Origin of the sequence: Bradyrhizobium pachyrhizi (genome assembly GCF_001189245.1) — a bacterium.
GTDB lineage: Bacteria > Pseudomonadota > Alphaproteobacteria > Rhizobiales > Xanthobacteraceae > Bradyrhizobium > Bradyrhizobium pachyrhizi.
The window spans coordinates 15,662-28,229 of the sequence record NZ_LFIQ01000044.1 but is presented as its reverse complement, the minus strand read 5'-3'; the positions used below and the strand labels follow the sequence as shown (position 1 = coordinate 28,229).

Sequence of the window (12,568 nt, the reverse complement as noted above, 5' to 3'; positions counted from 1 at the left end):
TCCCTGCTTTCGCAGGGACGACGGTGAGGATGGTTCCCGATTGGTTTCAGCAGGTTCTAGTAGAGCCGCGTCCGATAGGCCTCTTCCATCGCCTTCTCGGCGACTTCGACCTCGATCGCGGCGGTCTGCTCGGCGATGATTCGGCCGAGCGTCGGAAAGCTGTGGCGCTCGACCTGCGCGGCGGGATTCCAGAGCTTCGAGCGCATCAGCGCCTTGCCGCAGTGGAAGTAGGTCTCGTCGACATGCACCTTGAGCCCAATGATCGGCGTGACGTTCTGCACCGTCAGCGGCGTCAACAGATCCGGCTCCTGCGAGATCTCGGCCCGCCCGTTGACGCGCAGCGTTTCGTTGATGCCGGGCACCATGAAGATCAGCCCGATCCCGGGCGACGCGATGATGTTGCCGAACGTATCGACCCGGTTGTTGCCCCGCCGATCCGGGATCAGCAGCGTCTTGTCGTCGAGCACGGAGACGAAGCCCGGCGCATCGCCGCGCGGACTGGCGTCGGCATGCCCCTTGCCGTCGCTGGAAGCGATGACGAGGAACGGCGACAGCGCGATGAAGTCGCGGCAGAACTTGTCGAGATGGTGGAGGACCTTCTTCTCCGCGAGCGGGCTCACTTGCCCGAAATGGCTACGAAGATCCTCCTGCGATTTGACTGCTGGTTTGCCGACCGCGCCCTGGTTGTCCATGAGGAGCCTCTCTTTTCATTCCAGCATCGAAGTAGAGTGCTGGAACAGCATAGTCCAGACCGCGGAAGGCCGCATCCATCGGCGCCTTGGCCGCGATGTTCAAGCGCGAGCCCGGCGCCGGTCCAATCCCGAAATGATGTTGAAGTCGACAGATTCGCCTCGCGCCGCCGCCGAAATGCAAAACCCCTGCGGTCAACGGGAGAGACCGCAGGGGTTTGCAGGTGGATGGCGTGAGGCCAGCAAGGCTGGGTGTCACCCCAAGGACCGGCGGCCGGATCAAAGCGGTACCGGCCTCATCATGCAAGCACGTCTTTTAGGCAGGAGTGCGTCAACATCCGCAAGCGGCGCGCGCGAGAAAATCTCACCTTCGCGCGCGCGTTGTATGCGGTCCGGTTCAGTCGTTGCGGGCGACCGCCGTCAGCTTGGTCATGTTGTGCAGCATGATCCGGCCGCGTTGCAGGTCGACGATGCCGTCCCTGCGCCAGGTCTGCAGCTGCCGGTTGACGCTTTCGCGCGCGGCACCGACGAAGATGCCGAGCTGTTCCTGCGAGATGTGCACCTCGGAACCGAAATCCTCGGCCAGCGCGCATAGCCGCCGTGCGAGGCGGACCGGCAATGGCTGCAGCACGGATTCTTCCATCCGCTCGCTCTGCCAACGAATCCGCTGGCAGAGCAATTCGATCAGCCTGACCGCAACCTTCGGCTCGCGCTCGAGGAAGCCGAGGAAATCCTGTCGCCGCAACACGAATAATTCGCTGGGCTCGCCCGCGGTCGCATCCGCGGTGCGGTCCTGACCGTCGAGCACGGCGACTTCGCCGAACAGATCGCCGGATCCCATGAAGTTGAGTGTGAGCCGGCTGCCGTCGGAAGCACCGGTCTCGATCCGAATCTGGCCGCGGCGGACCCCAAACAGGGCATCGCCGGGATCGCCTTTCTGGAACAGCACCTCACCGGTCGCGAGCTGCTGGGTGTGGCAGAGGCCGGAAAGCCGCTGCAACTCGTCCGCACCGAGATCGGCGAACATCGGATTCATCTTCAGAATGACCGCAAATTCGGCCTGTTTGCTCATTGTACTGCCTTCCAAATCCAATCCGAGCAGTCCCCTGACGCCCGGTTAGCAAAAATCACCCTCATAAGAGTGTGGGAGAGGTCACATAAGTTCATGCGGTAACGGATTATTTTTCCGGTCATTGGAGCCAGCTCCCGCTTGCGGGATAAACTCGTGTGATCGGCCGTGACTTTCTGCAACGGAACCCCGCTTGCCCGGCCTGGAACAACGACATGAGAGCACTGAAATTCGCCGGGGCCGCCATTGCTGCCGTGATCGTGATCATCGCGTTGGTGGCTGTGATCGGGATCCCGTCCTCGTTCCTCACATCGACCATCACCGACCGGGTCGAGCGCGAGACCGGCTACAAGCTCACCATCAATGGCGGTGCCAAGATTGGCCTCTGGCCGAAGGTCAATCTGACGCTGCGCGACGTCGTGTTGCAGGACCCGCGCGGGCGCGACGTCAACAACCGGTTCGCGGCAAGCAGCGTCGAAGCCGAGATGACGCTGTCGAGCCTGTGGTCGGGCCGGACCGACATCACCGACCTCGCGATCGTCAAGCCGGTGATCAACCTGCCGCTGCAGCGCGAGCGCACCCGCGACCACAATCCGCCGGCGAAATCCTCCGCGCCCGATGGCGGCGGCATCACGATCCGGCATGTCAGCGTCAGCAGCGGCACCATCGTCTTCGCCAATGTGCGCGACCGGATCGAGAGCCGGATCGACACGCTCAACGCGGACGCGACCATCGGCGACGACCGCAAGATCATCGTGACCGGTGACGCACACGCCGGCGACAAGCCGCTGAAGTTCGAGATCCGCGCGACCGCGCCGCAAGCATCGCTGGAGCGCCAAAGCGTGCCGGCCGAATTCAGCATCGATGCGCCCGGCCTGTTGCCCGCCGCGATCAAGGCGAATGCGGACGCGCGGCTGAACGGCACGGTGGTGATGTTCAACGGCGTGTCCGGCACGCTCGGCGATGGCGGCTTCACCGGCTGGGCGTCGGTCGATTTCGCCAGCAACAAGCCGCTGGTGAAGCTCGATCTCGACTTCCAGCGCATTGCGATCGCGATGCCGCCGGGCCAGTCCGGCACCACGCAGCCGCCCGGCACCAATACCTGGAGCAACGCGTCGATCGATCTTGCCGGGCTCAACTATGTCGACGCGCAGGCGCGCATTTCGGCGGCGGAGCTCGTGATCGGCGACGGCCGCTTCGCGCAGGCGGCAATCGATGCGTCGATCGACAGCGGCGTGCTGAAGGGCCGGCTCGCCCATCTCGGCGCCTATGAGGGCACCGCCGATGGCGATGTCACCATCGACGCGCGAGCTACGAATCCAACCTACGCGCTGCGGCTCGACCTCGCCGGGGTGCGCGCGCTGCCGGTGCTGAAGAGCCTCGCCGAATTCGACAAGCTCGACGGCAGGATGCAGGCCAAGATCGCGCTGACCTCGCAAGGCGGCAGCGAGCGCGTCATCGTCGGCAATCTCGCGGGCACTGCCTTCGTCGTATTCCAGGATGGCAAGATCCTCGGCCTCAACGTGGCTCAGATGATCCGCAACCTCACCACCAGCACCCTGTCGGGGTGGCAGGAGAGCCAGGAATTGTCGACCGATCTCAGCCAGCTCTCGGCCTCGTTCAAGGTCGACAAGGGCCAGGCCGTCACCACGGATCTCAACCTGATCGGCCCGCTGGTGAAGATGACCGGGGTCGGCACGATCGACCTCAACACCCGCCAGATCGGATTCCGCGTCGAGCCGCAGCTCGTGATGACCACCGAAGGCCAGGGCCGCGCCGGCAATCCGGTCGGCCTCGGCATCCCCGTGATGCTCGAGGGACCCTGGGTGTCGCCGCGGATCTATCCGGAGATGCAGGGCATGCTCGACAATCCGCAGGCCGCCTATGCCAAGCTGAAGGAGATGGGCAAGGGCCTGTTCGGGGCGAACGGCCAAGGGCTGAGCGAGGGCCTCAACGGGCTGACCAATCTGCTCAACGGCGCGCAGGGCGGCACAGGCCAGCCACCGGACGGCGGCGCCGGCCAGGGCAATCCGCTCGGCGGGCAGCTTGGCGACACCATCGGCAATTTGCTGCAGCAGGGCCTCTCCACCCTCAACCGGAGCAACGCGTCGCGCTCGAGCCGCGACCTGAGCCGGCCGGCGCCGCCGGCCGCCGATCAGGCCCCGCCACCGCCCCCTCCGCCGGGCGAGACCGCCGAGCAGCACGACAGTCCCGCGATGAAGGACGTGCTGCGTCAGCTGTTCAATCGCTGATATTCCCGGATATCCCCCGCCGATATGAAGGGATAACCATGCGGCCCGAGGAGCCGCCCCGCCCAGCCGATCCGTGCTAAACAGCGGCGGATCATGCGGCGCACCCGATCAGGGGCCGGACGAGGCTGGATGAGCGCGGCTACGGACAAGGGCAAGAACTGGTTCCTGCGCGGCGGCCTGTTCGCCAAATACGTCCTCGCGCTGGTCGGCCTCGTCGTGTTCGTGCTCGCGGTCAACGGCGCGCTCGAGACCTGGATCAGCTACCGCGGCATCAAGGGCACGCTGACGGACGCGATGAGCGAGAAGGCGGACGCCACCGCCAAGCGCATCGAGCAGGCGATTTCCGATCTCGAACGGCAGATCTCCTGGGTGACCCGCGCCTCCTCCAACACGATCGAGCTGCGCCGTGCCGACTACGCGCAGTTGCTCGGCCAGGTGCCGGCGGTGAGCCAGCTCACCCTGATCAGCGGCCAAGGCCGCGAAATGCTGCGGCTGTCGCGCCAGACCACCACGGTCAACTCCAACGCCGATTTCTCCCGCGATGTCAGATTCACCGAGACCATCGCCCGCGGCACTGCCTACGCGCCGGCGTATTTTCGCGACGGGCGGCCGTTCATGTCGATCGGCGAGCAGCATTCCGGCTTCAATGCCGGCGTCACCATGGCAGAGATCGACCTGCGCTTCCTCAATGACTATTTCGGCGATTCCCAGGTCGGCCGGCTCGCGCATGCGTATGTCGTCGATGCCAAGGGCCGGGTGCTCGCGAGTTCGTCGAAGGGGCCGGAGGTCGGCAAGGACCTCGCCGCGCTGCCCCAGGTCACCGCGGTGCTGTCGCAGAGTGGCAGGCCGATCGCCTCCGGCAAGGATGTCGACGGCAACGCGGTGCTGACGACAGCGACGGCCGCGCCGAACCTCGGCTGGCACGTGTTCTATGAGCAGCCGACCGCGCAGGCGCTGTCGCCGATCCGCGACCAGCTGGTGCGCATCGCGCTTCTGATCGCGCTCGGCCTCGTGGTCGCGATCATCGCCGGCACGATCCTGGCGCGGCGCATGCTGGAGCCGATCACGGCGCTGCGCACCGGCGCGCGGCGGCTCGGCGCCGGCGATTTCGGTCATCGCATCGAGGTGAAAACATCCGATGAGCTGGAAGAGCTCGCCGGTCAGTTCAACAGCATGGCCACCCAGCTTGCCGAGACCTATTCCGACCTCGAAGCCAAGGTGAAGGAGCGCACCCGCGACCTCGCGCAATCGATCAACGAGCTGAAGGTGCTGGAGGAGGTCGGCCGCGCGGTGGCGTCCTCGCTCGACCTCAATGCCGTGCTGCCGACGGTCGCCGCCCGCGCGCTCGAGATCACCCATGCCGACGCCGTGCTGATCTATGGCTATGACGTCGCGCAGCGCAGCTTCACCCTGACGCAATCGATCGGCATCGACAGCGGAGCCGAAGGCCATCATCGCGCGATCGATGCGGCAAACAGCCCGCTCGGCGAGGCCGCCGCGAAGGGCGAGCCGCTGGCGTTTCCCGATCTCGCGGCAAGTCCCGATTATCCGCCCGATCATCCGCTGCGCGATGTCGTGGTCGGCGCCGGCTTCCGCTCCGTGCTCGTGGTGCCGCTGGTCGACCAGCAGGGCGTGCTCGGCGCGCTGGTGGTGCTGCGCAAGGCGGCCGGCGATTTCCCCTCGAGCCTGATCGGCCTGGTGAAGACCTTCGCGCACCAGGCGGTGCTGGCGATGCGCAACGCGCGGCTGTTCACCGAGGTGGACCAGAAGAGCCACGCGCTGGAACAGGCCAACGCCACCGTGCGCGAGCAGGCCGACAAGCTGCGCGAGCAGACCGAAGCGCTCAAGGACTGGAACAAGTCGCTGGAGCAGCGGGTCGAGACCCAGCTCGGCGAGCTCGAACGGGTCCGCCGGCTCGAGCGCTTCCTGGCGCCGCAGGTGGCGCAGCTGATCGCCTCGTCGGACAATCCCGAGGGCCTGCTCGACAGCCACCGCCGCGAGGTCACCGTGGTGTTCTGCGACCTGCGCGGCTTTACCGCCTTCACCGAGGCGACCGAGCCCGAGGAGGCGATGAACGTGCTGCGCGAATATCACGCCGCGCTCGGCAAGCTGATCTTCAAATACGAAGGCACGCTCGACAAATATGCCGGCGACGGCGTGATGATCCTGTTCAACGCGCCGATCCAGCTTGCCGACCACACCGCGCGCGCGGTGAAGATGGCGGTGGAGATGCGCGACACGGTCGGCCCGCTGACCGAGAAGTGGCGAAACCGCGGGCACAGTCTCGGCTTCGGCATCGGCATTGCGCTCGGCTATGCCACGCTCGGCCAGGTCGGCTTCGAGCAGCGGCTGGAATATGCCGCGATCGGCAGCGTCACCAACCTCGCCTCCCGTCTGTGCGGCGAGGCCAAGGCCGGCCAGATCGTGGTGAGCCGCCGCGTCTACGGCATGGTCGAGGCTTGCGTCGAAGGCCGCGCCATCGACGACCTCGTGCTGAAGGGATTCAACCATCCGATTTTGGCTGCGGAGATCCTGCGCTGGAAGGGCGAGCCGTCAGCGGAGGCGGCGGCGGAGTAAGCGGCACACTCTCCCCTACGTCGTCCCGGCGAAGGCCGGGACCCATTACCACCGCTGTCATTTGTTAGAGTACGCTGCGGCCCCACCCTACCTCACAACCACCATGTGTGGTTATGGGTCCCGGCCTTCGCCGGGACGACACCAAATGTGGGCCCCGTTCCCGATTCAACTATCAAACAGCCAAGGGAGAAACACACGCCGGCAACCTCGCGATGCCGCCGCGCGCGAGTCATGCGATTAACCACCCTCACACAGGAGAGGGCGCAGGGAAGGCCGGGCGCCGACTGCCACGAACCTCAAAATCACCATCCAGTGAATCTGACTGCGCGCGCAATCACGATCACGGCCCCACCCACCCCCTCCCAGGAATAACCCCTCCCCCTCCTCGCTCGCGTCATGACGGGCGCGTGCGAACGCGCGGCCGGCGACAACAAGAACAAGCAGGATGGGTTTGATGACGGGTTTGGATGGGACGCACGCGGCGGCGTCGGTGGTGGCGTTGCATTGCTCGCTGGGGTCGGGACGGCAATGGACCAAGCTTGCGGCGGCGCTCGGCGGCGACCGGTTCATGGCACCGGATATTTCCGGCTATGGCGTTGCCGCCTGCGGGCGCGACTGGCCGCGGACGCTGGATGGCGAGATCGCGCGGCTTGAGCCCTGGCTCGCCAAGGCCGACGGGCCGATCCATCTGATCGGGCATTCCTATGGCGGGGCGATCGCGTTTCGGCTGGCGACCACCTCGCCTTATGCGCAGCACATTCGCAGCCTGACGCTGATCGAGCCGGTGTTACCCACGCTGCTTCGTGACACGCCCGCCGACGCGCGGCTGTACGATCGCTTCGCGCGGATCGCGCAGATCGTCTCAAAGGATATTCTCGACGGCGCCGTGATGGAGGCGGTCGAGGCGTTCACCGCGTTCTGGGCCGGCTCCGGGCCGCGCGAGCAGTTCTCGCCGAGCGGACGGCTGCGGATGATCGAGCAGGCTGACAAGCTGGCTTGCGATTTCGCCGCCGCGCTCGACCTCGACGGGGTGGCGGAAGCCGCGCGCGCGTTGCAGGTGCCGACACTGCTGCTGTCGGGCGGGCTGTCGCCCTATGTGACGCAGCGCATTGTCACCAAACTCGCCGCGCTGATCGATGGCGCCGAGCTGCGGCATCTGCCGGGTGCCGGCCACATGCTGCCGGCGACGCATGCCGATCGGGTCAACCCGGAAATCTTGCGGCATATCTGGCGCGCCCAGGAGCTGGCGAATTTGGAGCTGGCCAAGCTGGAGCTGGCGGCGGATGCGGGACCGGCCGACACAGCGCAGCCGGCTGGCTCGGCCAGGCGGCATCTGGTATTCAGGAGGCCCTCATTTTGGGAATAATTTGCCGATGATCTCGCGTGTGAATCGATTGATGGGTTTCGCGGAGTTTATCATCGGGCCGCGCGTTGCGCGGACCCGTTGGCTCTCCCCATCCTACGGACCGTCGATTGTCGTCGCGCTGCTTCTGCTCGCCGGCTCTCCCGCGCTCGCCGCAGGAGAGGCCGACGCGGTGCCGAAGGGCGCGGCGGTGACGGTGCTGAAGGCCTCGAAATTCTGCTTCGGCAATATCGTCGAGGTTTCAGGCATCGTGCTGCCGCGCGACGAGCAGCAGATCCGGCCCGATCGTTTCGGCTTGAAGGTGGCGGAGGTGATGGCCGATCCCGGCGACACCGTCACCGCAGGGCAAGTGCTGGCGAAGCTGACCGACGGCGCCAACCCGGTCAACGTCACGGCGCCAGTGGCGGGCACGATCTCGGGCTCGTCGGCGATCGTCGGCGCGCCGGCCTCGGGCAAGGACGCGCTGTTCTCGATCATCGCCAAGAGCGAGTACGATCTGGTCGGCATGGTGCCGACCCGCGACATCGCCAAGCTGAAGACCGAGCAGACGGCCCAGCTCAAAGTCCTCGGCGCCGGCGATCTCGACGGCAAGGTGCGGCGGATCGCGCCGACGGTCGAGCCGAACAGCCAGCTCGGCCAGGTGTTCATCGGCATTGGCGCCAACAAGCGGCTGCTGGTGAATTCGTCCGGCCGCGCCCAGATCAAGACCGGGCAGAGCTGCGGCGTCGCGGTGCCGCTGACCGCGATCCTCTATTCCACCGCCGGCACCGTGGTGCAGGTGGTGCGCGGCGGCCGCGTCGAGACGCGGCGGGTCGAGACCGGATTGATGTCGGCCGGACAGGTCGAGATCCGCGACGGCATCCAGGAAGGCGACATCGTCGTCGCCCGCGCCGGCGCGCTGCTGCGCGAGGGCGATCCGGTGCGGCCGGTGGGCGCGAGCGCGGATGCGAAATAGGCGAAGCAGGCGCCGCCACATTCACAGTGTCGTCCCGGGCAAGCGAAGCGCGACCCGGGACCCACAACCACGAATGCGCGAATAGGATCGCGCTGGGGCCACAGCGCGCTTCAGCAACGCAGCCCTGTGGTTATGGGTCCCGGCTTTCGCCGGGACGACTTAGGGAAAGAGCTAGACTCTCAGCCGCCGAGCTTGATGTCTTCCAGCAGCGAGGACGACACGCTCGGCACCTGCTCGCCTTCCGACGCGCGCGAGATCGCGACGCGGGTCTTGTTGAAGGCGCTTTCGGCGCCGGCCTGGGCGTTGAGGTTGTTGAGCAGCTCGGAGACCAGCACGCTGTTCGGCGCCTTAGAGTCGTCGGCGACCTTGCCCGGCGTCGCCGAGCTCAGCACGATGGTGTTCTCCGGCGGGCTGATCGGGGCGAGACCGTGCGAGAACGCGCGGAAGCGGCGCTCATAGGGATTGCGGCGCGAGGCGTCGAGCACGACGAGCTTGGCCTTGGCGCCGCGCTCCTTCATCGCATCGAGCACGGACTCGACGCTGACGCCGGTGCGCTTGACGTCGGCTTCCTTCCAGATCGTGGCGTCGACCGGGATCATGTAGCTCTCGCGGCCGACCTGCACGCCGTAGCCGCCGAAGAACAGCATCACGACGGTGTCGGGACGAATCTTGGCCTTCATGCGCTCGACCGCGCGGAACATGTCGTCCTTGGTCGCATCCTCGACCACGTCGACGTCAAAGCCCTCGCGGCGCAGCGCCGACGACAGGGTGCGGGCATCGTTGATCGGCTGGGCCAGCGGCGCCGCGGCGTCCGGGTAGTGGCCGTTGCCGATGATCAGCGCGAGGCGGGAAGTGCCTGCCGGAATGCTGCCGGTCAGCTCGGTCGGGGCGACCTTGTCGCCACCAGCAATGGTCTCCTTGGCGACATCGAGGGTGCGCTTGTTGAGCGCGGCATGGGCGCCAATCGCCAGCGACACCGTGCCGGCCACTGCCACGCAGACGGCGATGGTGCGGCGGGAAATGCGAAGCTGCCCAAGGTCCATAGCGTTCCTAAGTCCCAATTCTTATCCCGATGGCGCTCAAGCGAAGATCGCGCCAGTTAGTCGCGTCAAAGACGTTCAGGTTTAATGGGGTTGAGGTGTGTGTGCCGTTGAATTGAACTCAATTTGCGGCGCCGCAACAAACGCTCCTTTAACCCGGACGGCCGCCCGGGGCAACCCGAATTGCCGCATGCCGCCGCCCGGCAGAGGCCATTGACGCCGTTAAAATCCCGTTACGTGACCTCAGTCACATTTGTGTTTTGTAGCGATTCATGTAGCTTTCCAAAGGCTTGCGGGTTTGGGGCAGAGCGACAGGAAACACCGTCGGGCGGCGGCGTTAACCGGTCCTCGGGAAAGGGGATTCTTTGAGCTTCTTGGGCCTTCACGAGATCGCAGGCGCGGTGTGCCGGTCGCTGACCGCCCGAAAGGACGGCCCATCGCTGTACGACGTCTGCGACCCCGTGCTGCAGGCCTATCGCGGCGGCGATGCCCATCTCGGAAAATTCTACCGGACCGCGCTCGGCAATCCGCCGCTGCGCGCGCTGCTCCGCCGCACCGGCCTGCCCGCGCTCGACGATCCCGACCGCCTTGCCGGCCTGCGCGCGGCGCTCACCGCGGCGCGCGACGTCGCGACGCCGGACTGGGCCGCGATCGGCACGCCCGTCGCGGCATTGATGGACGGTATCGGCGTGCACCACCCGGCCCCGCCCGCCGCGACCGCACCTAGCCGCCCGCCGGAGGTCGCCGAGATCGACCGCGTGATCCGCCTGACCGGCGCGCATCTGTTGCGCTCGTTCGGCAGGAACGGCTTCATCCCGACCTACGCCGCCTTCAACCTGATCGGCGACCCCGACGTCGGCGGGCGCGAGCTGCTGATGGCGCTGACCGGGCTGAACGCGCGCGGCTACAAGAACTCGACCTTGCTGTTCAATCTGGCGCGGATCTTCATCGCGCATTCGCCGGCGCGCGCGCTGATCAACCCGGCCTGGCGCGGCATCGCCGAGCCGATGTGGGAGCCGGTGCAGATCCGCCACCGCTCGGCCTATTACGACGCCTTCTTCACCGAGGCGCTGCTCGGCTTCGTCGAGACCGGGCTTGCCTCGCCGGATGAAGCTGCTACCGCGCGGCGCGCGATCGCCGACATGGTGGATTTCTGCCTCAAGACCAGCGCCGAGGAGGTGCCGTCGCATGACGGCTCGACGGTGAAGGTCATCACCGCGCTGGCGCCGGGCCGGCATCCGCGCTTCTCGCGCTTCTTCGCGCAGATCAAGCAGGATCTCGGCTTCGGCATCTATGTGCCGGACTGCGACACCACGGCGTGCTCGTTCTCGGCGGCGACCCAGGCCGGCTCCGACGATCCGATCCTGCAGCAGCCGCTGCTCGACTTCTACCGCGGCTACCAGGTGCGATCGGGCGCCAACGAGCCGCGCGTCACCGTGCCGCTTAACGACAACATCGATTACGAGGGCGGCGTCGTCACCTGGATCGACAATCTCGCCGGCGAGCGGCCCTATGGCAACGACCTCGATCCGACGCTAAACCTCGACATCCTCGAGGTCTCGTTCCGCAACCTTACCGGCTGGCAGATCATCGAGACGCCGCAGCGGCTGGAGACCGTGCATCGCATCATCGCCTTCCAGAAGAATCTGGTCGAAAGCGGCGCGTTCAAAAATCCGCGCTCGCACATCTATTATCTGCCCGAGCTCTATTCGGCCTATTTCGGCCGCTGCTATGCCGCCTTCGTCGCGCTGCCGCTGGCAGCGCAGCGCATCATCGATCCCGGCAACGTGTTCGCGCTGATCCGCGCCCGCGTGCTCGACTATGTCACGCACGAGCTGATCGTCCATGAGATGAACCCGTTCGACGCCGCGCTGGCGCTGATGGCGCTGGCGCATCTCGGCGCCGAGGTCTCGACCTTCACGCCGGCGCTGCACTGCATCGTGCAGGGCCTCGGCGAGGGCGGCCGCAAGGGGCCCTACAGGGCCTATGAGTGGAATAAGATGAAGACGCCGACCCGCATCCTGGTCGGCGGGCCGGAGGTGACCTCGGCCTTCGTGCTGATGGCGCTGGCGCTGGCGAAGCGACGAATGGCCGCGGTGTTGTAGCCCGGACGGAGCGCAGCGAAATCCGGGGGCTGCCGACGCAGACGCACCTCCCCGGATTGCGCTTCGCTTCATCCGGGCTACGGATAAAGACCAACGCCTCGTTGATACCCGATGACGCTGCGCCCTACTTATCCGGGCTGCGAGACTTCACCCTCCCCTGGAGGGGGAGGGTCGTATCGCATCGCGCGAAGCAAGATGCGATATGGGGTGGGGTGATCTCTCAACACCGGCACTGCTCAAGTGGACAGACCTTCACCCCACCTCGGCTCGCATTGCGCTGCGCTTCATGCGACCCGATCCTCCCCCTCCAGGGGAGGATGGCGGACATCGGGATGACGCGAAGTTGAAACTGGCGGAAACGCAACAGCACTGGCACGGTTGCCCAATTGCCCGCACAATCGTTGGGCACTGACCACTGCACGCTAAAAGCCATTTGAACGATAAGAACCTGGCCGGGAACGCCGATGTTCAAGACGCTGCTCACCGCGGGCCTGCTGCTCTCGCTGCCGACGCTGGCT

At 66.2% G+C, this 12,568-nt stretch carries 9 protein-coding genes; 5 read left to right on the top strand and 4 right to left on the bottom strand.

Annotation, left to right across the window (positions count from 1 at the left end):
* Positions 1-56: 56 nt before the first annotated feature.
* Positions 57-692 carry a pyridoxamine 5'-phosphate oxidase family protein gene (locus AKL29_RS07335; RefSeq protein WP_050383642.1) on the bottom strand — a complete coding sequence of 212 codons (636 nt, stop codon included), beginning with the start codon at positions 690-692 and terminating at the stop codon, positions 57-59.
* 394 nt (positions 693-1,086) lie between these two features.
* Positions 1,087-1,761, bottom strand: a complete 675-nt coding sequence (locus AKL29_RS07330) for a Crp/Fnr family transcriptional regulator (protein ID WP_016845951.1) — start codon at positions 1,759-1,761, stop codon at positions 1,087-1,089.
* Positions 1,762-1,973: 212 nt separating this feature from the next.
* Here AKL29_RS07330 and AKL29_RS07325 point away from each other — a divergent pair, with 212 nt between their 5' ends.
* From AKL29_RS07325 to AKL29_RS07310, 4 genes are all read left to right on the top strand, one after another.
* A complete protein-coding gene (locus AKL29_RS07325; RefSeq protein WP_193395190.1) occupies positions 1,974-4,010 on the top strand; it encodes an AsmA family protein in 2,037 nt (678 codons plus the stop codon).
* A gap of 129 nt (positions 4,011-4,139) precedes the next feature.
* Positions 4,140-6,587 (top strand): adenylate/guanylate cyclase domain-containing protein, encoded by a 2,448-nt coding sequence (locus AKL29_RS07320; RefSeq protein WP_050383640.1) that lies wholly within the window; start codon positions 4,140-4,142, stop codon positions 6,585-6,587.
* A 454-nt stretch (positions 6,588-7,041) separates the two neighbouring features.
* The gene (locus AKL29_RS07315) at positions 7,042-7,953 is read left to right on the top strand and encodes an alpha/beta fold hydrolase (RefSeq protein WP_160321713.1); all 912 of its coding nucleotides are present in this window, start codon (positions 7,042-7,044) and stop codon (positions 7,951-7,953) included.
* Between the two features lie 31 nt (positions 7,954-7,984).
* Positions 7,985-8,905, top strand: coding sequence for an efflux RND transporter periplasmic adaptor subunit (locus AKL29_RS07310; protein WP_244481808.1), 921 nt, complete (start codon positions 7,985-7,987; stop codon positions 8,903-8,905).
* 179 nt (positions 8,906-9,084) lie between these two features.
* Here the strand turns inward: AKL29_RS07310 and AKL29_RS07305 are convergent, their stop codons facing one another.
* Positions 9,085-9,948, bottom strand: coding sequence for a caspase family protein (locus AKL29_RS07305; protein WP_050383638.1), 864 nt, complete (start codon positions 9,946-9,948; stop codon positions 9,085-9,087).
* A gap of 371 nt (positions 9,949-10,319) precedes the next feature.
* On the opposite strand from AKL29_RS07305, the gene AKL29_RS07300 reads away from it, so the two are divergent.
* A complete protein-coding gene (locus AKL29_RS07300; RefSeq protein ID WP_050383637.1) occupies positions 10,320-12,050 on the top strand; it encodes a hypothetical protein in 1,731 nt (576 codons plus the stop codon).
* 220 nt (positions 12,051-12,270) lie between these two features.
* Here the strand turns inward: AKL29_RS07300 and AKL29_RS43965 are convergent.
* On the bottom strand, positions 12,271-12,568 hold a 298-nt coding region (locus AKL29_RS43965), incomplete at its 5' end, for a hypothetical protein (protein WP_210168320.1).